The sequence below is a fragment of the Streptomyces sp. NPDC006368 genome (genome assembly GCF_040612535.1).
Classification (GTDB): Bacteria; Actinomycetota; Actinomycetes; order Streptomycetales; family Streptomycetaceae; genus Streptomyces.
Genome location: NZ_JBEXQK010000015.1, coordinates 106,029 through 125,941, shown reverse-complemented (window position 1 = coordinate 125,941; position 19,913 = coordinate 106,029). Strand labels below are relative to the sequence as shown.

Sequence of the window (19,913 nt, the reverse complement as noted above, 5' to 3'; positions counted from 1 at the left end):
TTCTGTGGCTGCGGTGTGTCAGGGATACGTACGCGACAGGGGTACGTACGCGACTTACGAGATTACGGAACCGTCAGCGGCGCGACATGTACATGTCGAGCGCCTTGTGGAGCAGCTTGTTCAGCGGGAAGTCCCACTCGCCGATGTACTCGACGGCCTCGCCACCCGTGCCCACCTTGAACTGGATCAGGCCGAAGAGGTGGTCCGTCTCGTCGAGCGAGTCGGAGATGCCGCGCAGGTCGTAGACGGTCGCGCCCATCGCGTACGCGTCGCGCAGCATCCGCCACTGCATCGCGTTCGAGGGCCGGACCTCGCGGCCGATGTTGTCGGACGCGCCGTAGGAGTACCAGACGTGGCCGCCGACCACGAGCATGGTGGCCGCCGACAGGTTCACGCCGTTGTGGCGGGCGAAGTAGAGCCGCATGCGGTTGGGGTCCTCGTTGTTGAGGACCGTCCACATGCGCTGGAAGTACGACAGGGGCCGCGGCCGGAAACGGTCGCGCACGGCGGTGATCTCGTACAGCCGCTGCCACTCGGCGAGGTCTTCGTAGCCGCCCTGGACGACCTCGACGCCGGCCTTCTCGGCCTTCTTGATGTTGCGCCGCCACAGCTGGTTGAAGCCCTTGAGGACATCATCGAGGGAGCGGTTCGCCAGCGGCACCTGGAAGACGTAGCGGGGCTGGACGTCGCCGAAGCCGGCGCCGCCGTCCTCACCCTGCTGCCAGCCCATCTTGCGCAGCCGGTCGGAGACCTCGAAGGCGCGCGCCTCGACGTGGCTGGCCTCGACGTCACGCAGGCGCTTGACGTCGGGGTCCTGGATACCGGACTTGATCGCGGTCGCGTCCCAGCGGCGGATGACCACCGGCGGGCCCATCTTCACCGAGAAGGCGCCCTGGTTCTTCAGGTGCGCCAGCATCGGCTGAAGCCAGTCGTCCAGGTTCGGCGCGTACCAGTTGATCACGGGGCCCTCGGGCAGGTACGCGAGGTACCGCTTGATCTTCGGAAGCTGGCGGTACAGCACCAGGCCGACGCCGACGAGTTCGCCGCTCTTGTCGAACCAGCCCAGGTTCTCCGAGCGCCATTCCGTCTTCACGTCCGCCCACGCCGGGACCTGGCAGTGACTCGCCGCGGGCAGGGTCTGGATGTACGCCAGATGCTGCTCTCGGCTGATGGTCCTCAGGGTCAGGCTCATGCGGGGCGCTCCTCGGCAGGTGTGTCCCCATGGGTCAGGGGCTCCGGCTCTCGCGCCGAAGCCTACTGGCACCGGGGAGCGCCCCGTCTGGCTGTACGCGCTGTACGGGCCGTACGCGCCGGGAGCGGCTAGCCGAGGAGGCCGCCGAAAAGGCCTCCGCGCGCCATTCCGAGGAAGAAACCGATCGCCGACGCGCCCAGACCGATGATCAGCAGCGTCCGTTCACGGGTCGTCTCGGAGATGAACTGGCCGTAGGCGCCGGTGATGATGCCCACCAGCCCCGCCCACGAGCTCAGCAGGTGGAGACCGTGGAACTGCGCGGTGATGAAGGCGAGGGCACCCACCACCAGGGTCACCGCCATCAGGGTGTCCTGGCGCGGGTGGGGCTTGCCGTCCGTGGCGAAGAGGGACGAGGTGGGATGACGGTGACGCTGGAATGCCTGGGCCATGAGGAACCTCCTGGCTGTCCCGGAAGGCGGCGCATCGTAGCGCCGCACGCACCCGATGTGTACAGATTGCGTCTCCTCACCACGGGATTTCAACCGGAAGCCGGTGTGCGGGTACGCTGTACGGTCTGCACCGGTGTCTGTCCATGCCCACAGTCAGGTGCTCCCTGCCGGTCGATCCGGTCGGGAGCGATTGTCAGTGGTGGCCGATACCGTTGCGTACGCATCACGACCCTCCTGCCACGGAACGACCGTGGCCGCTGAGTCCAAAGGAGGTGGGTTCCACATGCGTCACTACGAGGTGATGGTCATCCTCGACCCCGATCTCGAGGAGCGCGCTGTCTCCCCGCTGATCGAGAACTTCCTCTCCGTCGTCCGTGAGGGCAACGGAAAGGTGGAGAAGGTCGACACCTGGGGCCGTCGTCGTCTCGCTTACGAGATCAAGAAGAAGCCCGAGGGCATCTACTCGGTCATCGACCTGCAGGCCGAGCCTGCGGTCGTCAAGGAGCTCGACCGCCAGATGAACCTGAACGAGTCGGTCCTCCGGACCAAGGTCCTCCGTCCCGAGATCCACTGAGCAGCTAGCTCAGAGGTCATCGGGTTCGAGTAGCAAGCAGCCAGAAGCAATCCCGCCGAGAGGTACCCCCATGGCAGGCGAGACCGTCATCACGGTTGTCGGCAATCTTGTCGACGACCCCGAGCTGCGCTTCACCCCGTCCGGTGCGGCGGTCGCGAAGTTCCGTGTCGCGTCCACTCCCCGCACCTTCGATCGTCAGACCAACGAGTGGAAGGACGGGGAGAGCCTCTTCCTCACCTGCTCGGTCTGGCGCCAGGCGGCGGAGAACGTCGCCGAGTCGCTTCAGCGAGGCATGCGCGTCGTCGTGCAGGGCCGGCTGAAGCAGCGGTCCTACGAGGACCGCGAGGGCGTCAAGCGCACGGTCTTCGAGCTGGACGTCGAGGAAGTCGGCCCCAGCCTCAAGAACGCCACGGCCAAGGTCACCAAGACCACCGGTCGCGGCGGCCAGGGTGGCTACGGCGGTGGCGGCCAGCAGGGCGGCGGCAACTGGGGCGGAGCCCCGGCTGGTGGCCAGCAGGGTGGCGGCGCTCCCGCCGACGACCCCTGGGCGACCAGCGCGCCGGCCGGCGGTGGCCAGCAGGCCGGCGGCGGCAACTGGGGCGGCAGCTCCGGCGGCGGCTACTCGGATGAGCCTCCCTTCTAGGCCTCAGCGCCTTGAGGGGTTCGGGGCTCGCACCCAAACTTCTTGATCACACAGGAGATACACCATGGCGAAGCCGCCTGTGCGCAAGCCGAAGAAGAAGGTCTGCGCATTCTGCAAGGACAAGACCGTGTACGTGGACTACAAGGACACGAACATGCTGCGGAAGTTCATTTCCGACCGCGGCAAGATCCGTGCCCGCCGCGTGACCGGCAACTGCACGCAGCACCAGCGTGACGTCGCCACGGCCGTCAAGAACAGCCGTGAGATGGCGCTGCTGCCCTACACGTCCACCGCGCGATAAGGGGAGGGTGACCGAAACATGAAGATCATCCTCAAGCACGAGGTCTCCGGCCTCGGCACCGCCGGCGATGTCGTCGACGTCAAGGACGGTTACGCTCGCAACTACCTGGTCCCGCGTGGTTTCGCGATCCGCTGGACCAAGGGTGGCGAGAAGGACGTGGCGCAGATCCGCCGCGCCCGCAAGATCCACGAGATCGCGACCATCGAGCAGGCCAACGAGGTCAAGGCCCGGCTCGAGGGCGTGAAGGTGCGTCTGGCTGTTCGCTCCGGCGACTCCGGCCGTCTCTTCGGCTCCGTGACCCCGGCCGACATCGCTTCGGCGATCAAGGCTGCGGGTGGCCCGGACGTCGACAAGCGCCGTGTCGAGCTCGGTTCGCCGATCAAGACCCTGGGCTCGCACCAGGTGTCGGTGCGTCTGCACGCCGACGTCGTCGCGAAGCTCGCGATCGAGATCGTCGCCGCCTAAACGGTCGCGTTCAGCAGTACAGAAGGGCCGTACCCCCTGGGGTGCGGCCCTTCTGTCGTGGGTCGCCGTGCTTTGCTCTGTTTCACGTGAAACCGACGTTTCACGTGAAACAACGGCTTGTCGGCTCAGCGTGTGGCGCCGGTGACCAGCCAGCGGCCCGAGCGGGTGCGCAGCCAGAGGGTCAGCATCCGCACCGTCATCATCAGGGTCATCGCCCACCACACGGCTGTCAGGCCGCCGCCCAGGGACGGTACCAGCAGGGCGACGGGTGTGAAGACGGCCAGGGTCACGACCATGGCTCCAGCGAGATAGGGCCCGTCGCCCGCACCCATCAGCACGCCGTCCAGGACGAACACCACTCCGGCGATCGGCTGGGAGAGGGCCACGACGAGCAATGCGGGCAACAAGGTGTCCTGCACGCTTCGGTCGGCCGTGAACAGCGGGATGAACAGGGGGCGCGCCAGTACGATCAGCGCGCCGAGTCCCAGGCCGGCGATGATGCCCCACTGCACCATGCGTCGGCACACCTGGCGGGCCCCGTCGGTGTCACCGGCGCCGAGGTAGCGGCCTATGATCGCTTGCCCGGCGATGGCGATGGCATCGAGAGCGAAGGCCATCAGGCTCCACACCGACAGAATGATCTGGTGTGCGGCGACATCGGTGTCGCCGAGTCGGGCCGCGACAGCGGTGGCGATCATAAGGATCGCGCGCAGCGAAAGCGTACGGACAAGGAGGGGCACCCCTGCCTGGGCGCAGGCCTTGATGCCGGCGGCGTCGGGCCGCAGAGAGGCGCCGTGGAGCCGGGCTCCTCGTACGACGACGATGAGATAGACCGTGGCCATACCGCACTGGGCGATGACCGTGCCCCAGGCGGATCCCGCAACGCCCAGGCCGGCGCCGTAAACGAGGGCGGCGTTCAGCGCCCCGTTGGCCGCGAAGCCGCCTATGGCCACGTACAGCGGGGTTTTGGTGTCCTGGAGGCCACGGAGGACGCCGGTGGCGGCCAGGACGATGAGCATGGCGGGTATGCCGAGGCTCGATATCCGTAGATAGGTGGTCGCGTACGGGGCGGCGGTGTCGGAGGCGCCGAAGACGTCGATCAGCCAGGGTGCTGTCGGCAGCGTCAGGGCGACGACGGCCAGGCCGAGGATCAGCGCGAGCCAGATGCCGTCCATGCCCTGGCGGATGGCGGCCGGGAGATCCCCGGCTCCGACGCGGCGGGCGACGGCGGCCGTGGTGGCGTAGGCGAGGAAGACGAAGACGCTCACCGCGGTGCCGAGGAGGGCGGCGGCGATGCCGAGGCCGGCGAGTTGGGGAGTGCCCAGGTGTCCCACGATGGCGCTGTCGACCATCAGGAAAAGCGGTTCGGCGACGAGCGCTCCGAAGGCCGGCACGGCAAGCGAGATGATCTCGCGGTCGTGTCGGCGGCGGGCGCTCCTGGGCAGCGCGGGGGCCTTGGTCATTGCTCCAATCTAATCTTCCACAGGTAAGAGATGCAATGTGCTTGCGATCCTTACCGACTGGTGAGATGGCGCTTCGGCTGTGCGCCGTTTGTTCTGATCTTGGTCCGGCTGGAAAAGTTTTTCTCCCCCACAGCCGGTGGATGGAAAAACCGCAGGTCAGATGGGTGGTGAGGAGAGAGCTATGAGTTTGTCCACACGACTGTCCCCCGGTCCGTGCACAGGTTCTGCGGGGTTCTCCACAGCATCTGGGTGTTCACCCACAGGCCCTGTGGATAACCAGATTGGCTGACGGTGCCCGCGGGCCTACCGTGGACCGGCGCTCGACGCGCCAGAAGCGGAGTCGAGCCTCTCGCTTTGTCAGTGTCGTGCCGTAGAAAGAGTGGCACGGCGAGGTCCGCGGAGCGGACGGGAGGAGGTGGGCCGGTGAGCATTTCCGAGCCCTTGGACGACCCCTGGGCCGACACTGGTCCCGGTGACCGTCTGCCCGTCACCCGCCAGCGCGGGAGCGATGCCCGGGGCCGCGGCAGGGGCCGCGACGAGCAGCACGAGCGAGGCAGCGACAGCGGGCCGTGGGACGGTGGTCCGGGCGGGTTCGAGCGGGTGCCGCCGCAGGACCTCGACGCCGAGCAGTCCGTGCTCGGCGGCATGCTGCTCTCCAAGGACGCCATCGCGGACGTCGTGGAGATCATCAAGGGCCATGACTTCTACAAGCCGGCCCACGAGACGATCTACACCGCGATCCTCGACCTCTATGCCAAGGGCGAGCCGGCCGACCCCATCACGGTGGGCGCGGAACTGACCAAGCGCGGCGAGATCAACCGCGTCGGCGGCGCGGCATATGTGCACACGCTCGTCCAGTCGGTGCCGACGGCGGCGAACGCGTCGTATTACGCGGAGATCGTCCACGAGCGGGCGGTGCTGCGGCGACTCGTGCAGGCCGGTACCAAGATCACACAGATGGGATACGCCGCCGACGGCGACGTCGACGAGATCGTCAACCAGGCTCAGGCCGAGATCTACGCGGTCACCGAGCAGCGCACGAGCGAGGACTACCTGCCGCTCGGCGACATCATGGAGGGCGCGCTCGACGAGATCGAGGCGATCGGCTCCCGCAGCGGCGAGATGACCGGCGTGCCGACCGGCTTCACGGACTTCGACTCGCTGACGAACGGCCTCCATCCCGGCCAGATGATCGTGATCGCGGCCCGTCCCGCCATGGGTAAGTCGACGCTCGCGCTCGACTTCGCCCGCGCGTGTTCGATCAAGCACAACCTGCCCAGCGTGATCTTCTCTCTCGAAATGGGCCGGAACGAGATCGCGATGCGTCTGCTGTCGGCCGAGGCCCGGGTGGCGCTGCACCACATGCGCTCCGGGACGATGACGGACGAGGACTGGACCCGCCTGGCGCGCCGCATGCCGGATGTCTCCCAGGCGCCGCTGTACATCGACGACTCGCCCAACCTGTCGATGATGGAGATCCGGGCGAAGTGCCGCCGCCTGAAACAGCGGAACAATCTGAAGCTCGTCGTGATCGACTATCTCCAGCTGATGCAGTCCGGTGGTTCGAAGCGGGCCGAGAGCCGTCAGCAGGAAGTCTCGGACATGTCGCGAAACCTCAAGCTGCTGGCGAAGGAGCTGGAGCTCCCGGTCATCGCCCTGTCGCAGCTGAACCGTGGACCCGAGCAGCGCACCGACAAGAAGCCAATGGTCTCGGACCTGCGTGAGTCCGGCTCGATCGAGCAGGACGCGGACATGGTGATCCTCCTGCACCGCGAGGACGCCTACGAGAAGGAGTCCCCGCGGGCGGGCGAGGCCGACCTGATCGTGGCCAAGCACCGTAACGGCCCCACCGCGACGATCACGGTGGCCTTCCAGGGTCACTACTCCCGTTTCGTGGACATGGCGCAGACCTGATCCGCCTGCGTAAGGTCTCAGATTTCGCGGCACACGGACCTTGCCCGATCTCGCCCGCGAGACGGGCATGAGTACCGCGAACATGGCGCGCTGGGCCCACACCCACAACATCCCCCTCCGGCCACGGGGCGGAGGAAGCCACAACGCCGCTCTTCGCACGGCAGACGAGGCGACCGCCGCCCCGGCTGTCCTGCGCGGGGCCCTCACCAGCCCCCAGGCGTGGCAGCGGCTCGAACGCTTCGTGGCGGCGTTGCGCCATCCCCTCGAAGAGGCAGCCAACGCCCTCGGCGCCTCCCAGTCCGCGCCGACCACCCAGATCACCCGGCTTGAACGTGACCTCGGACAGCCCTTACTCGAACGAGCTGAACGTGGTCGGTCCATGAGGCCGACACCCTTCGGGAAGCGTGTCGTCGCGGCGGCCAGAGAGATCCTTGCGGAGGAAAAGACGAGGCATTGAGGTCACCGAGCTCTCACAGGCGTCGGGAGTCTGCCTTCTACCGGATCTTCTGCACGTGGGTGGTGTCGGTGCCGAGGAGGGTGCCGTCGGCGCCGGTCGGTACGACTTCCGGCACAGGGGCGCCGTGCTTGTCGACAAGGGTGGAATGCGTCTCGCCGGGGGCGAAGGCGTGGCGTTCTCCCCACTGTCGCAGCGTGAGGATGACAGGGAAGAGGTCGCGGCCGGCATCGGTGAGCACGTATTCCTGGCGGCGGCCCGAGGGTGCGGTGCGCTGGGCCAGGAGCCCGTGAGCGGTGAGCTTGCGGAGGCGGTCGGTGAGGATGTTGCGGGCGATGCCGGTGCGTCGCTGGAACTCGGTGAACGACCGTGCCCCGTCCATCGCGTCGCGGATGACGAGAAGGCTCCACCTGTCGCCGACGAGGTCGAGCGTGCGGGCGACGGGGCAGTCGGGGTCGGTCCAGTCGGACTCCAGGGCGCGCGTGGTGGTGCGCGACATGACACCTCCCAATGAGTTGCGGATTGAAACCATTGTGCCGTACCGTCAAATCGGTTGCAATTCGCTACTGATTGGGGTTGGGGTGCGATGGACGTGTGGCGGCGGTTACTGCTCACGGTGGTATGTGGCGTCGCTGTGGCCGGCATCTATGCCGCGCAGCCGGTACTGGAGCCGATGGGACGGGATCTCGGTCTGTCGGCAGCACACACGGGGTGGATCGTCGCGACCGGCCAGTGCGGCTATCTGGCAGGGTTGGTGCTGCTGGTTCCGCTTGGTGATGTGGTCGTCAACAGGCGCCGACTCATCGCCGTGCACCTGGCGATCACCGCAGCGGGCCTGATCCTGACGGCCTCGGCGTCAGCCGCATGGATGGCGGTCGCGGGGCTCGCGGCGGCTGGGCTGTTCGCGGTCGTCGTACAGATCACAGTGGCCTACGCCGCGTCGGTCTCGCCGCCTGCCGAACGCGGACGGAACATCGGTGTCGTCACCTCGGGCGTTGTGGTCGGCATCCTGGGCGCGCGGGTCGTCACCGGTACGCTCGCCGACATGTGGGGCTGGCGCAGCATCTATGCCGTGCTCGCGGTGCTGTCACTCGCGCTCGCAACCCTCGTCCTCGTCGCACTGCCGCCGGAGGAGCGTCCCAGCCGCCCTGCGGGGTACGGGCAGGCCGTCGCCTCACTCGGCGGACTGTTCGGACAGCGCCTCGTGCTGACGCGCGGGCTCATCGCGTTCTTCTTGTTCGCATCGTTCGGAACGCTGTGGAGCGGGCTGTCCCTGCCGCTGACGGACGTGCCGTGGAAGCTGAGCGAGAGCCAGATCGGATTGTTCGGCATCGCCGGACTCGCCGGTGCCCTCGGAGCAGCGCGCGCGGGACGGTGGGCGGATGCAGGACGGGCGACCCCGGTCGCCGGCCTCGCGCTCACCCTGCTCGTTCTCTCGTGGGCAGCGATCGCGCAGCTGCCGTGGACACTGTGGCTCCTCATCGTCGGAATCGTGCTTCTCGACTTCGCGGTCCAGGCCGTGCATGTGAGCAATCAGCACCACCTCACCGCCGCGCACCCGGATCGCACCAGCAGTGCCATCGGCAGCTACATGGTCTTCTACTCTCTCGGTTCCGCCCTCGGTGCAGCCGCGACCACCGCCATCTTCACCACCCACGGCTGGGCGGGCTCCAGCATCCTCGGAGCCGGATTCGCGGTCTGCGCGCTGGCGGTATGGGCAGCCGACAGGCGACTCCCTCGCGCCAGCGAGAACGTCCGACCCGACGAAGCAGGCACCCGCCAGGCACGGGAGGAAACGCGAAGGGCCGATCAAGCCGGCCAAGGGGCGAATAACCCCAGAGTTCCTTGAGTGCCCCCCGGCCTCTTCAGCCCGGCAGGTCAGCAGTCTCAGCTCTGCCAGACCAATGAGACGGGGCAGCAACCGCCAGGGTGCCGGCCCGCGGTTCGGCGCGCAGCACATCGAGTGCCGCGTGGCCGATGCCCCGCATCCGGTCGGGATCAGCGAGCAGGGGGGTTACGCGCGCCAGCATCTCCTGTGGGTCGGTGAACCATCGCCCACCGTTGATGTCGAAGGCCAGCGCCACGTACCCCAGTTCGGCGAGGGCGTCGGCCCGGCGGCGCTGGAAGTCGTTCAGGCCCGGCCCCTCGGGCCCGATCAGGACTGCTGGCCTGCGGTCGACACCGGCGGGGAGCGCGAGGTGCCCGATCATCGTCAGGCCGTCGGCGGGGTATTCGACCGTGCGCGTTACGACCGTCGTCACGAGACCGGACTGTAGTGATTGTCGAGCCCGGTCGGGCCGTCTTCACCGTCGGCAGAACGGCGCGGGTGTGGGCCCGTGAGTGGGCACTGTGGAAGGCTCCGGTTCTGGCGGACCACAGCGGCACCGATGCGAACCAGGTCACCGGCCCACCGCCACGGCATTCCCCTGTGTCCCCGCGGCGGGGTCAGTCACAGCGATGTGCCCCACGCAGCCGACTCGCCGGCTGGAAGCCCCGAGATCCTGCGCGAGGCCCTCACTGGTCCGCATGCCGAGCAACGGTTGAAGTGATTCGCCCGATGCCTGGGCTGCCCAACCCATCACCGAGGCAGCCCACAACCTGGGCGTTCAGCAGTCCGCCCTCACCGCGCAGATCCACCGCCTGGACCGGGATCCTGGACAGCCTCTCCTGAAACGAGCCGAGCGCGGAATGGCGCGATTCTGAGCTACCTGAATCAGTGAGAACAAGCCACACAACGGAGTCGGGCTCAGCATTGCTTACCTAGGGATCCTAGGTTATACCTAGATACCCTAGGTTTTCAGGGGAGATGCATGGCGCGGGCCGGGCTGACGGCGGAGCGGGTGACGATCGCCGGCGCCGCGCCGGCGGACGAGGTCGGAAGACCATCCGCATTAGCGGAGGCGACCACCGGGCGAGCAGGCAGGGACGCAGTGATCGCGTTTGCGACCGCCTGGCGGGAGTACGCCCACAAGCATCCAGGCCGCTACATGGCGACGCGGACCCCGATCCTCCTGGAGCACTGGCCCACTTCCCGAGAAGGAGATTCCGCATGACCGATCCGACCATCGGCAGGCTGCGCGTGAACGGCGTGACTCTGCACTACGAAGTGCGCGGCCAGGGCCCGCTCCTGCTGCTGATCCCGGGAGGAACGGGTGGCGCGTCCTCCTTCGACGGCATCGCCGACGACCTGGCCGCCGAATACACAGTCGCGACCTACGACCCGCGCGGCGTGTCCCGCAGCACGCTGGACGACCCCGACGCCGAACAGCAAGTGGCCGAGCACGCCGATGACGCGTTCCGGATGCTGGAACTGCTGTCGCCCGGTGAGCCCGCCCGGGTATTCGGCGCCAGCTCGGGCGCGATCGTCGCCCTGCACCTGCTCACCGCCCACCCCGAGCGCCTCGCATGCGTTGTGGCGCACGAGCCGCCGGTGGTGGAGGTCCTGCCGGACGCGGCAGAACACCGCGCGCTCATCGCACGAGTGCAGGACACACTCCGCGCGCGGGGGCTCATGCCGGCGATGACCGAGTTCGCGGCGGGCCTGAAGAAGGACGGCGACACCACAGAACCGAAGGCCGGGCTCACGCTTCCTCCGCAGGCAGCGGCGCGAGCCGAGCGGACGATGGCCAACCTGCCGTACTTCCTCGGGCGCATCGTGCCCAACTTCATGGCCTACACCCCGGATACCCACCGGCTGGAGGCGCTGTCGGACCAGCTCGTGCTCGTCGGCGGCCGCGACTCACGTGGTGAGCTGCCCTACCGCTCGGCCGCCTTCCTGGCCGAGCATCTCGGCACGGAACTCCAGCACTTCCCCGGCGGGCACACCGGCCTGACAACGCACCCCGCCGAGTTCGGCGAACTCCTGCGAAAGGCCCTCCGTGCCACGAGCCGAATCCGGCTCGACGCGGCCAACTCCGCCGAAGACGGTCAACGGAAATGACTCGATCCTGAGACTGGAGCAGTCCGTCACCGTCTGAGACAGAGGGAAGAACAGCAGGACACAGATTCACCCTAGGGCAGCGAACTGGAGAACCTGCATGTCACCGGAGGAGACCAGGTCGACGCGGCGGGGCCCGGCGGATAGACCTGGACCATGACGTCATCTATCGAAGCCCTTCTCCCCAGCACCGAGCGTGCCCTGCTCCACCGGATCGCCACCGCCCAGGCCGAGGGGCGCGTCCCCTCACTGGTCGGTGCCGTGGTCAGGGACGGGCGGGTGGTGTGGACGGGATCGCGCAGCTGTGTGGACGGGCATGGGCCGGACGCCGATACGCAGTACCGGATCGGCTCCATCACCAAGACGTTCACCGCCGTCCTGGTGATGCGACTGCGGGACGAGGGGCTGCTCGACCTCGGGGATCCGCTGGAGAAGCACCTGCCGGGCACGGGGGTGGGTGAGGCGACCATCGCTCAGCTCCTCTGCCACAGCGCGGGTCTGGCCGCCGAAACGCCAGCCCCCTGGTGGGAGCGGACGCCGGGTTCCCTGCGGCCGGAGCTGGCCGACGTGCTCGGAGAGCGGCCGGTGCTGCATCCGGCCGGGCGTCGTCATCACTACTCCAACACCGGCTACACGTTGCTCGGTTCGCTCATCGAAGCGGTGCGCGGGGTGTCCTGGCAGGAGGCGCTGCGCACCGAGATCCTCGAACCGCTGGGGTTGCACCGCACGGGCACACAGCCCGTCGCGCCGCACGCCGGGGGCTGGGCAGTGCATCCGTGGGCCGATGTGATGCTGCCCGAACCTGGTGAGGACCTCGGTCTGATGGCGCCGGCGGGGCAGCTGTGGTCCACCACGGCGGATCTGTGCCGGTTCGCGTCCTTCCTCGCGGACGGCGACGAGCGTGTCCTGGGGCTCGGGACGGTGCGGGAGATGCGTACCCCCGCGGTGCCGCCGGAGGAGGGCGACTGGAACGGCGGGTACGGGCTCGGGCTCCAGCTGGTGCGCAGGGGTGGCCGGACGCTCGTGGGACACAGTGGCTCGCTCCCGGGCTTCCTCGCCGGGCTGTGGATGAGCGTGAAGGACGGGATCGGCGCGGTGGTGCTGGCCAACGCCACGTCCGGGCCCATGCCCGGCGCGGTCGCCGCCGACCTCGTACGGATCGTGGCCGATGCCGAGCCGCGCATCCCCGAGCCGTGGCGCCCGCTGCCGGAGGTGGATGCGGCGCTGCTGGAGCTGACCGGACCCTGGTACTGGGGGACGTACGCCTACGGCCTCGGGGTGCTGGCCGATCGCGGAGTGGAGCTACGGCCCCTGCGCGGCCAGGGGCGTGCCGCCCGCTTCCGGGCGGAGGCGGACGGTACCTGGACCGGTCTGGACGGGTACTACGCGGGCGAGACCCTCCGCGTGGTGCGGCGTGCGGACGGGTCGGCGAGCCATCTCGACCTGGGCTCGTTCGTCTTCACCCGGGAGCCGTACGAGCAGGGGGACGCGGTTCCGGGTGGGGTCGACGAGGGCGGCTGGCGCGGCCTTTGAGGGCCGTCCGTCCTGTTTCACGTGAAACCGGATGAGTTTTCACCCGAAACAGGATGAGTGCGGGAGCTACAGCGCCATTTTGAAGCCGAGATGGGAGGCTTCGAAGCCGAGCCGCTCGTAGAAGCGGTGGGCGTCCGTGCGGCTGGAGTCGGACGTCAGCTGGACCAACTGGCAGTCAAAGCGCCGGGATTCGGCAATGGCCCATTCGATCAGCCGTGTGCCGAGCCCGCTGCCGCGCTCGTCGGTGCGGACCCGTACCCCCTCGATGATGGAGCGGGTGGCACCACGCCGGGACAGCCCCGGAACGAGCGTGAGTTGCAGCGTCCCGACCACCTGGTCGTCGCGCACGGCGACGACCAGGTGCTGCTGAGGGTCGGCGGCGAGCCGCTGGAAGGCGGCGGCGTAGGGGGTGAGGTCGTCGGGCGATTCCCGCTGCGCCCCCAGCGGGTCGTCGGCGAGCATCGCCACGATCGCGGGGAGGTCATCAGGGGTCGCCGGCCTGATTTCGAGATCACTCATGTGGTCAGGCTAGGGATCGTTCTTGTGCGGTCAGCCGACCGGGGCGTGCAGCTCCTCGACGACCCGGACCAGCGGCGCGAGCTGTGGGTTCTTCGCTGCCTCGTCGAGTGCCTCGCGCAGCGCTGCGTCATTGGTGGGCCGCGCCTCGCTGAGAAGGGCGAGTCCGGCTTCGGTCACATCGGTGTAGATGCCGCGCCGGTCGGTGTCGCACAGGTACCGGGTCAGGAGGCCCCGGTCCTCCAGGCGCGTGACGAGGCGCGTCGTGGCGCTCTGGCTGAGGACGACGGCGTCGGCCACCTGCTTCATCTGAAGGTGGCCGCCCGGGCCGTTGTGCTGGCGACTGAGCACATCCAGCAGGGAGAACTCGCGCATGCTCAGGCCGTGCTCGCCCTCCAGCGCGCGCTCGATATGGGCCTCGATCCTCCCGTGCAGCAGGGAGAGCGCGCACCAGCCCTGAGAGAGGGCGGTCAGTGCCGGGTCCGTCGCTGTCATGCGTGTCTCCTCCGTACCGGAGCGGCTTGAGAACCAGGATAGACGACCGGCGCAATTTCCAGCGCTTGCAATTAACCCGCGTCTGCAATTATTGTCGACGCTTGTTAGGCGCAGATGCAATCTTCTTGGAAAGGGTCACACCCCATGCCGCTCGCGCTCCTCGCCCTGGCCATCGGGGCCTTCGGTATCGGAACCACGGAGTTCGTGATCATGGGACTGCTGCCCCAGGTCGCGGGGGACTACGAGGTCTCCATCCCCACCGCCGGGTATCTCGTCACCGGGTACGCACTCGGCGTCGTCCTCGGCGCACCGCTGATGACCCTCCTGGGCACCCGGGTCTCCCGAAAGCGCATGCTGATGCTGCTGATGGGACTGTTCATCGCCGGTAACGTCCTGTCCGCCGTCGCACCCGTCTTCGGCCTGATGCTCGCCGGCCGGGTCGTCGCCTCCCTGGCGCACGGCGCCTTCTTCGGCATCGGCTCGGTCGTCGCGGCCGACCTCGTGGCCCCGGAGAAGAAGGCCGGCGCGATCGCGATGATGTTCACCGGCCTGACCGTGGCCAATGTCGTCGGGGTGCCGGCCGGCACGTTCATCGGCCAGACGGCCGGCTGGCGGGTCACTTTCCTCCTCGTCGCCGCGCTCGGTGTGCTCGGACTGCTGGGCGTCGCCAAGCTGGTACCCGAGCAGCCCCAGCCCGAAGGCGTACGACTGCGCCACGAGCTCGCCGCGTTCCGCAACGTGCAGGTCCTGCTCGCCATGGCGATGACCGTGCTGGGCTTCGGAGGAGTCTTCGCCGCGATCACCTACATCACGCCGATGATGACCGAGGCGGCCGGCTTCGCCGAGTCCTCCGTCACCTGGCTGCTCGTCCTGTTCGGCCTCGGCATGGTCGGGGGCAATCTGATCGGCGGCAAGCTCGCCGACCGCGCGCTCATGCCGCTGCTGTACGTGTCGCTCGGCGCGCTGGCCCTCGTCCTGGCCCTGTTCACCGTGACCGCGCACAACCAGGTCGCCGCCGCCGTCACGATCACCCTGATCGGCGCGCTGGGCTTCGCCACCGTGCCGCCGCTGCAGAAGCGGGTTCTGGACCAGGCGGCCGGGGCACCCACCCTCGCCTCCGCCGTCAACATCGGCGCCTTCAACCTCGGCAACGCGCTGTCCGCCTGGCTCGGCGGCATCGTGATCGCCGCCGGCCTGGGCTTCACCGCCCCCAACTGGGTCGGCGCCGTTCTCGCCGCCTCCGCGCTCGCACTCGCCGTCCTCTCGAGCGCTCTGGAGCGCCGGGACGGTCACCGGGCGAGCCGGATCGTCGCCGCTGCCACCCCCGACTCGGCCCCCGTGTCCGCAGGGCACCACTGAAACCCGCACCCGACTCCCCACTCGACAGGAGCACTCCTCATGAACACCACCGCCACCGCCGTCTCCCCGCTGACCACCCAGGACGCCGAGACCCTCGTGGACGCCGCCCGCCGCGCCGCTGAAGCGGCCGGGGTCACCGTCGCCATCACGGTCCTGGACGCGGGCGGCCATCTGCTGGCCTTCCGCCGCGACGACCGTGCCGTGCTGATCGCCGGTGAGACCAGCACCCGCAAGGCGTTCACCGCCCTCCAGCTGAACACCCCGACCGCCGACCTCGTCGACGCCGTCCAGCCCGGCGGCCTGTTCCACACCCTGCCGACCGCTCTGGACCGACCGCTCCTGTTCATCGCGGGTGGCGTTCCGGTCCACCGCGACGGGCGTCTGATCGGCGCCATCGGCGTGGGGGGCGGCGCTCCCGCTGAGGACCACGGCTTCGCCACCGCCGCGGTGGAGGCCCTGGCGTAACCCCATTAGGCGGGGGCTCCCGCACATCCGCCGTCCCTCTGCTCCGGGAATGCCCGGAGCCAGGGGGACGCGCCTGTGTTCCGGCACGCAGTCGCCGTCCACGGGTCAGCCCCAGGGGCTTGAGCGCGGAGACCACCGTCATGAAGAGATACGCCCCGGTGGCGACGCTCGGTGCCGCAGTGGTGTAGGCCGCTGTGCCGAGCGCCAGCAGGCCGAGGATGAGGCCGAGCCGGCTCACGGAGACGGTTACGTGGACGGTGAGAGTGCCCGTCGGGCGGGCCGCTTGAGTGGTTTCACGTGAAACACGGTGCTCGCTGGTGCGAGCTATGGCGCCTGACGGCGGGAGTACGCGCGCGTACTCACCGCGTCGTAGGTGTCCGGCGGGCGTTTCCCGGGCGGACGCGTCGCGTCGTACGTATCGCGGCGGATAGATGGCGTTGTACGTCCCGACACGTCCCGGCACGTCCCGGCCTACACACGGCAAAAGTGAAGATCAGGCACCGGCTCTGTGCAGAGTTGGGGGTAGAGCTGGACGTGTGTGACTCATGCGGTGATTCCATGTCCGACGCGGAGAGCCGGTCTGCGAGGGATGCGGATTCGGCGGGTGGGTCGCCGAGAGGCCTACGAACTGGCGTGAGGCCACCGCTGGTTCCAAGGACATGGAGGCAGAGCAGCCTAACGGCAAACGGGGACGAAAACCTTGGCTTTCCCGTGTCCGTCCGACGAACCGGCGACCCCTGCCATGCTGCGAGCACGGCGGCTGTGGTCGATGGCACAAGGAATCACCATCATCCCGGTTCACGGGCCGCTGCGGTTACTGTGGGCGCGACAACGGTGAAATGACGGGCAGAGCGGGGATTCCGAGCACGTTCCGGGCAGACGGAAGTGCGTATACCGACCGAAAGATGTTCGAGGCGAGGCACTCTATGGACGCTCCGACCACCACGTCGGCCGACAACGGCACTTCCGGTGACAGCGGCGGGGGTGGCGGCTGGTTCACGCCGCGTAAGCCGGTCACGGCCAGACCCGCGGCACCGGATGCCGACCGGATACGTGAAGGCAACTCCGATGGCGGACGAATAGCGAGCCCGCGCCGTCCGCTGACGTCCATACGGATGGTCGGCAACGGCCCGTCCCGGACCTCCCCGCCACCGACCGGCGCCGGGGCCCCGGAGCGGCCCGCAGCCACCGAGCCCGCCGAGCCGGCCACCGCGGAGCAGCACCCCGCCGACGAGCCGGCCTCCCCCGGAGCCTGGGGCCGGCAGGACCATGCCGCCGAACACCCCCGGTCCGCCGACGACGACCGGGCCGTCACCGCCCCCCAGGAGGCCGCCACCGCAGGCCGCCACCCGGAAGCCGGGACCCCCGGCACCTCCGTGCCTTCCGCCGCCGCGCCCTATGGCCCCGGACCCGAGGCGCACGCCCCGGAAGCGGCGTCGGCTGAGGCCGAGGCAATCGGTGCGACCGAGAGCGGCTCGCCCGACGCGATACGGGTACGGCGAACCCTCGCCGAGGTCGGCCCGGTGGCCGACAAGGTCACTTCGTACTTCTACGCCCTGCTCTTCACTCACCACCCCGAGCTGCGGGCCCTGTTCCCCGCCGCCATGGACACCCAGCGCGACCGGCTCCTGAAGGCGCTGCTGACCTCCGCCGAGCACATGGACAGCCCGGAGGTCCTCACCGACTACCTCCAGCACCTGGGCCGCGGCCACCGCAAGTACGGCACCGATGCCTCGCACTATCCGGCCGTCGGGGAGGCCCTGATCGGGGCGCTCAGCCGGTACGCGACGACCACCTGGGACGAGGAGACCGAGGCGGCCTGGGTCCGCACGTACACCACGATCTCCCAGATCATGATCGACGCCGCCGCCGAGAACGAACGGCACGCACCGGCCTGGTGGCACGCCGAGGTGGTCTCGCACGAGCTGAGAACCCCCGACATCGCGGTCATCACCGTCCGCCCCGACCAGCCGTACCCCTTCCTGGCCGGCCAGTACACCAGCCTGGAGACCCCCTGGTGGCCGCGGATCTGGCGCCACTACTCCTTCGCCTCCGCCCCACGCTCCGACGGCCTGCTGTCCTTCCACGTCAAGGCGGTCCCGGCCGGCTGGGTGTCCAACGCCCTGGTCCACCACGCCCGCCCCGGCGATGTGCTGCGTCTGGGCCCGCCCGCCGGCTCGATGACCGTCGACCACACCACCGACAACGGCCTTCTCTGTGTGGGCGGCGGAACCGGCATCGCGCCCATCAAGGCGCTGGTCGAGGACGTCGCCGAGCACGGCGCGCGGCGTCCGGTCGAGGTGTTCTACGGAGCCCGCACCGATCACGACCTGTATGACATCGACACGATGCTGCGGTTGCAGCAGTCGCACCCGTGGTTGGCGGTCCGGGCGATCATCGACGGGAAGACGCAGTTGCCGGACGCGGTGCGCGAGTACGGCCCCTGGAACGAGTACGACGCGTACCTGTCCGGGCCGCCCGGCATGATCCGCAGCGGCGTCGACGCGCTGCGCGGCGTCGGGGTGCCGTTCGAGCGGATCCGGCACGACTCCCTCGAAGAGCTCGTCGCCGCAGCCGACTGACCCGGACCCCGACCGGCACGGGCCCCCGGGCCGCGCGCCCAGGTCCGGGCTACCCCAGGTCCGGGGCGTGCATGGCCCGGACGCCTTCGATGTTGCCGTCCAGGTAGTGCCGCAGCGAGAGGGGCACGAGGTGGACGGTGGCGATGCCGACGCGGCTGAAGGGCACCCGTACGATCTCGTACTCCCCGAGGGGCTCGTCGACCTCGGGGCCGTGCCGTCGGCCTGGGTCCATGGACTCCAGCCGGCAGACGAAGAAGTGCTGCACCTTCACGCCCGACACGCCGCCGTCGACGATGTGCTCGACGGTGTCGACGAAGCAGGGCACCACATCGACGATCTTGGCGCCGAGCTCCTCATGGACCTCGCGGTGGAGCGCGTCGACGACGGTGGCGTCCGACTCCTCCACACCACCGCCCGGGGTGACCCAGTACGGATCCATACCGGGCTTCGTACGCTTGATCAGGATGAGGTCATCGCCGTCGAGCAGGATGGCACGGGCGGTGCGCTTGACCACTGGCCGTTCGGTCATGGCTTGAAAATGGCCCGCCAGGACGCGTCTGAAACTCCTCGGGGGAACCGTCACCAGTCGGCGGCGGCACGCAGCAGCGACTCGTGCGCCCGCGCGATGTGCGGCAGGGGGAGGGTGCCGGTGCGGATCACCAGGAAGTACGTACGCAGCGGCGGCACCGGCGGGTCGAGCAGCGCCACCAGCCGCCCTCGGTCCAGCTCGTCCTCGCACAGATAGCGGGGCAGTACGGCGAGCCCGGCGCCCGCGGCGGCGGACTCCAGGACGGCGCGCAGGTCCGGCGCGATGACGGTGGCCGCGGCGGCCGGCTTGGAGTCGAAGACGGCGGCCCAGTAGCGGGCGACGAAGGGCAGCGACTCGTGCACCTCCACCACGGGCAGCTGTTCCAGGACGACGGCGCCCTTGCGCAGCAGCACGCCGGGACCGAGCCGGGCGGCCCAGCGCGGCGAGGCGACCAGGACGTGCTCCTCGTCGCACAGCGGGGTCGCGGTGAGCAGTCCGCCGCGGGGGCGGGCGGTGGCGATGGCCAGGTCGTGGTGGCCGGCCGCCAGCCCGTCCAGGACCTCCTCGGCGGCGCCGGTCAGGGACGTCCTCAGCGCGAGGCCCTGCGAGACGAGTGGGCTGAGGGCGGGCAAGGCTCGTACGGAGGTGAATTCGGGAGGTCCGGCGAGGTGGAGCGTGCGTACGCCGGTCTGTTCGTCGAGTCCGCTCTCGACGATCTCGACCAGCGCGTCCAGGTGCGGGGCGGCCCGGTGCGCGAGCTCGTCGCCGATGGTGGTCGGCGTGACGCCACGGGCCTGCCGCAGGAAGAGCGGGCGGCCCAGCTGGCGCTCCAGCGTGCGGATCTGGCTGGTCACGGCGGGCTGGGAGAGACCCAGCAGGGCGGCGGCGCGGGTGAAGGACCCGGCTCGGTGCACGGTGACGAACGTACGCAGCAGCGCAAGATCCATACCCACCCCCCGGCCCACCCCCACGGTCCTCGTCACGTCGCCTGACGACGCCTAAGGACCGTACCAACTATAAATAAGTCGATAGGTCTCTGCCG

At 69.0% G+C, this 19,913-nt stretch carries 21 protein-coding genes and 1 pseudogene; 13 read left to right on the top strand and 9 right to left on the bottom strand.

The features are described 5' to 3' along the window. Nucleotides 1–73 precede the first annotated feature (73 nt). Both ABZZ38_RS14660 and ABZZ38_RS14655 read right to left on the bottom strand, forming a co-directional pair. Nucleotides 74–1,192 carry a peptidoglycan bridge formation glycyltransferase FemA/FemB family protein gene (locus ABZZ38_RS14660; protein ID WP_356739393.1) on the bottom strand — a complete coding sequence of 373 codons (1,119 nt, stop codon included), beginning with the start codon at nt 1,190–1,192 and terminating at the stop codon, nt 74–76. A gap of 128 nt (nt 1,193–1,320) precedes the next feature. Continuing rightward, nucleotides 1,321–1,641, bottom strand: a complete 321-nt coding sequence (locus ABZZ38_RS14655) for a hypothetical protein (protein ID WP_356739391.1) — start codon at nt 1,639–1,641, stop codon at nt 1,321–1,323. A gap of 283 nt (nt 1,642–1,924) precedes the next feature. Here ABZZ38_RS14655 and rpsF point away from each other — a divergent pair, with 283 nt between their 5' ends. The 4 genes from rpsF (at nt 1,925) to rplI (ending at nt 3,624) form a co-directional block, all read left to right on the top strand. Further along, nucleotides 1,925–2,215 (top strand): 30S ribosomal protein S6, encoded by a 291-nt coding sequence (rpsF, locus tag ABZZ38_RS14650; RefSeq protein WP_015609864.1) that lies wholly within the window; start codon nt 1,925–1,927, stop codon nt 2,213–2,215. A gap of 70 nt (nt 2,216–2,285) precedes the next feature. After that, nucleotides 2,286–2,858 carry a single-stranded DNA-binding protein gene (locus ABZZ38_RS14645; protein WP_356739389.1) on the top strand — a complete coding sequence of 191 codons (573 nt, stop codon included), beginning with the start codon at nt 2,286–2,288 and terminating at the stop codon, nt 2,856–2,858. Nucleotides 2,859–2,922: 64 nt separating this feature from the next. Then, nucleotides 2,923–3,159 (top strand): 30S ribosomal protein S18, encoded by a 237-nt coding sequence (gene rpsR, locus ABZZ38_RS14640; protein WP_003956534.1) that lies wholly within the window; start codon nt 2,923–2,925, stop codon nt 3,157–3,159. A gap of 18 nt (nt 3,160–3,177) precedes the next feature. Then, nucleotides 3,178–3,624 (top strand): 50S ribosomal protein L9, encoded by a 447-nt coding sequence (gene rplI, locus ABZZ38_RS14635; protein ID WP_356739387.1) that lies wholly within the window; start codon nt 3,178–3,180, stop codon nt 3,622–3,624. Between the two features lie 125 nt (nt 3,625–3,749). On the opposite strand, the gene ABZZ38_RS14630 is transcribed toward rplI, so the two are convergent. Next, complete coding sequence (locus ABZZ38_RS14630) at nt 3,750–5,087, bottom strand: MATE family efflux transporter (RefSeq protein WP_356739385.1); 1,338 nt, start codon at nt 5,085–5,087, stop codon at nt 3,750–3,752. A 423-nt stretch (nt 5,088–5,510) separates the two neighbouring features. On the opposite strand from ABZZ38_RS14630, the gene dnaB reads away from it, so the two are divergent. Next, a complete protein-coding gene (dnaB, locus tag ABZZ38_RS14625) occupies nt 5,511–7,001 on the top strand; it encodes a replicative DNA helicase (protein ID WP_356739383.1) in 1,491 nt (496 codons plus the stop codon). 67 nt (nt 7,002–7,068) lie between these two features. Next, entirely contained in the window at nt 7,069–7,458 is a 390-nt protein-coding gene (locus ABZZ38_RS14620; RefSeq protein ID WP_356739381.1) for a LysR family transcriptional regulator, read from the top strand. A gap of 37 nt (nt 7,459–7,495) precedes the next feature. On the opposite strand, the gene ABZZ38_RS14615 is transcribed toward ABZZ38_RS14620, so the two are convergent. Then, nucleotides 7,496–7,954, bottom strand: a complete 459-nt coding sequence (locus ABZZ38_RS14615; protein ID WP_356739379.1) for a helix-turn-helix domain-containing protein — start codon at nt 7,952–7,954, stop codon at nt 7,496–7,498. 87 nt (nt 7,955–8,041) lie between these two features. Between ABZZ38_RS14615 and ABZZ38_RS14610 the strand changes: the two genes are divergently transcribed. Then, on the top strand, nt 8,042–9,304 hold the full coding sequence (locus ABZZ38_RS14610) for an MFS transporter (protein WP_356739377.1): 1,263 nt from the start codon (nt 8,042–8,044) through the stop codon (nt 9,302–9,304). 88 nt (nt 9,305–9,392) lie between these two features. Here the strand turns inward: ABZZ38_RS14610 and ABZZ38_RS14605 are convergent. Beyond that, a pseudogene (locus ABZZ38_RS14605) lies at nt 9,393–9,716 on the bottom strand (dienelactone hydrolase family protein); the annotation flags it as partial. A 316-nt stretch (nt 9,717–10,032) separates the two neighbouring features. Here ABZZ38_RS14605 and ABZZ38_RS14600 point away from each other — a divergent pair. The 3 genes from ABZZ38_RS14600 (at nt 10,033) to ABZZ38_RS14590 (ending at nt 12,925) form a co-directional block, all read left to right on the top strand. Further along, nucleotides 10,033–10,158, top strand: a complete 126-nt coding sequence (locus ABZZ38_RS14600; RefSeq protein WP_356739433.1) for a LysR family transcriptional regulator — start codon at nt 10,033–10,035, stop codon at nt 10,156–10,158. 346 nt (nt 10,159–10,504) lie between these two features. Then, nucleotides 10,505–11,395 carry an alpha/beta hydrolase gene (locus tag ABZZ38_RS14595; protein ID WP_356739375.1) on the top strand — a complete coding sequence of 297 codons (891 nt, stop codon included), beginning with the start codon at nt 10,505–10,507 and terminating at the stop codon, nt 11,393–11,395. Nucleotides 11,396–11,548: 153 nt separating this feature from the next. Beyond that, nucleotides 11,549–12,925: a serine hydrolase domain-containing protein gene (locus ABZZ38_RS14590; protein WP_356739373.1), complete on the top strand. Its 1,377-nt coding sequence runs from the start codon at nt 11,549–11,551 to the stop codon at nt 12,923–12,925. A 66-nt stretch (nt 12,926–12,991) separates the two neighbouring features. On the opposite strand, the gene ABZZ38_RS14585 is transcribed toward ABZZ38_RS14590, so the two are convergent. After that, a complete protein-coding gene (locus tag ABZZ38_RS14585; protein ID WP_356739371.1) occupies nt 12,992–13,444 on the bottom strand; it encodes a GNAT family N-acetyltransferase in 453 nt (150 codons plus the stop codon). A gap of 30 nt (nt 13,445–13,474) precedes the next feature. Continuing rightward, nucleotides 13,475–13,936 carry a MarR family transcriptional regulator gene (locus ABZZ38_RS14580; RefSeq protein WP_356739369.1) on the bottom strand — a complete coding sequence of 154 codons (462 nt, stop codon included), beginning with the start codon at nt 13,934–13,936 and terminating at the stop codon, nt 13,475–13,477. A gap of 144 nt (nt 13,937–14,080) precedes the next feature. Here ABZZ38_RS14580 and ABZZ38_RS14575 point away from each other — a divergent pair, with 144 nt between their 5' ends. The 3 genes from ABZZ38_RS14575 (at nt 14,081) to ABZZ38_RS14565 (ending at nt 18,342) form a co-directional block, all read left to right on the top strand. Continuing rightward, the gene (locus tag ABZZ38_RS14575) at nt 14,081–15,295 is read left to right on the top strand and encodes an MFS transporter (protein WP_356739367.1); all 1,215 of its coding nucleotides are present in this window, start codon (nt 14,081–14,083) and stop codon (nt 15,293–15,295) included. A 39-nt stretch (nt 15,296–15,334) separates the two neighbouring features. Continuing rightward, nucleotides 15,335–15,760, top strand: coding sequence for a heme-binding protein (locus ABZZ38_RS14570; protein WP_356739365.1), 426 nt, complete (start codon nt 15,335–15,337; stop codon nt 15,758–15,760). Between the two features lie 926 nt (nt 15,761–16,686). Next, nucleotides 16,687–18,342, top strand: a complete 1,656-nt coding sequence (locus tag ABZZ38_RS14565) for a globin domain-containing protein (protein ID WP_356739363.1) — start codon at nt 16,687–16,689, stop codon at nt 18,340–18,342. Nucleotides 18,343–18,391: 49 nt separating this feature from the next. On the opposite strand, the gene ABZZ38_RS14560 is transcribed toward ABZZ38_RS14565, so the two are convergent. Continuing rightward, entirely contained in the window at nt 18,392–18,871 is a 480-nt protein-coding gene (locus ABZZ38_RS14560) for an NUDIX hydrolase (protein WP_356739361.1), read from the bottom strand. Between the two features lie 50 nt (nt 18,872–18,921). After that, complete coding sequence (locus ABZZ38_RS14555) at nt 18,922–19,818, bottom strand: LysR family transcriptional regulator (RefSeq protein ID WP_356739359.1); 897 nt, start codon at nt 19,816–19,818, stop codon at nt 18,922–18,924. Nucleotides 19,819–19,913 lie beyond the last annotated feature (95 nt).

Coding starts and splice junctions, on each gene's coding strand:
- ABZZ38_RS14660 (WP_356739393.1), bottom strand. CDS start 1,192: ATGAGCCTGACCCTGAGGACCATCAGCCGAGAGCAGCATCTGGCGTAC.
- ABZZ38_RS14655 (WP_356739391.1), bottom strand. CDS start 1,641: ATGGCCCAGGCATTCCAGCGTCACCGTCATCCCACCTCGTCCCTCTTC.
- rpsF (WP_015609864.1), top strand. CDS start 1,925: ATGCGTCACTACGAGGTGATGGTCATCCTCGACCCCGATCTCGAGGAG.
- ABZZ38_RS14645 (WP_356739389.1), top strand. CDS start 2,286: ATGGCAGGCGAGACCGTCATCACGGTTGTCGGCAATCTTGTCGACGAC.
- rpsR (WP_003956534.1), top strand. CDS start 2,923: ATGGCGAAGCCGCCTGTGCGCAAGCCGAAGAAGAAGGTCTGCGCATTC.
- rplI (WP_356739387.1), top strand. CDS start 3,178: ATGAAGATCATCCTCAAGCACGAGGTCTCCGGCCTCGGCACCGCCGGC.
- ABZZ38_RS14630 (WP_356739385.1), bottom strand. CDS start 5,087: ATGACCAAGGCCCCCGCGCTGCCCAGGAGCGCCCGCCGCCGACACGAC.
- ABZZ38_RS14620 (WP_356739381.1), top strand. CDS start 7,069: ATGAGTACCGCGAACATGGCGCGCTGGGCCCACACCCACAACATCCCC.
- ABZZ38_RS14615 (WP_356739379.1), bottom strand. CDS start 7,954: ATGTCGCGCACCACCACGCGCGCCCTGGAGTCCGACTGGACCGACCCC.
- ABZZ38_RS14610 (WP_356739377.1), top strand. CDS start 8,042: ATGGACGTGTGGCGGCGGTTACTGCTCACGGTGGTATGTGGCGTCGCT.
- ABZZ38_RS14595 (WP_356739375.1), top strand. CDS start 10,505: ATGACCGATCCGACCATCGGCAGGCTGCGCGTGAACGGCGTGACTCTG.
- ABZZ38_RS14590 (WP_356739373.1), top strand. CDS start 11,549: ATGACGTCATCTATCGAAGCCCTTCTCCCCAGCACCGAGCGTGCCCTG.
- ABZZ38_RS14585 (WP_356739371.1), bottom strand. CDS start 13,444: ATGAGTGATCTCGAAATCAGGCCGGCGACCCCTGATGACCTCCCCGCG.
- ABZZ38_RS14580 (WP_356739369.1), bottom strand. CDS start 13,936: ATGACAGCGACGGACCCGGCACTGACCGCCCTCTCTCAGGGCTGGTGC.
- ABZZ38_RS14575 (WP_356739367.1), top strand. CDS start 14,081: ATGCCGCTCGCGCTCCTCGCCCTGGCCATCGGGGCCTTCGGTATCGGA.
- ABZZ38_RS14570 (WP_356739365.1), top strand. CDS start 15,335: ATGAACACCACCGCCACCGCCGTCTCCCCGCTGACCACCCAGGACGCC.
- ABZZ38_RS14565 (WP_356739363.1), top strand. CDS start 16,687: ATGGACGCTCCGACCACCACGTCGGCCGACAACGGCACTTCCGGTGAC.
- ABZZ38_RS14560 (WP_356739361.1), bottom strand. CDS start 18,871: ATGACCGAACGGCCAGTGGTCAAGCGCACCGCCCGTGCCATCCTGCTC.
- ABZZ38_RS14555 (WP_356739359.1), bottom strand. CDS start 19,818: ATGGATCTTGCGCTGCTGCGTACGTTCGTCACCGTGCACCGAGCCGGG.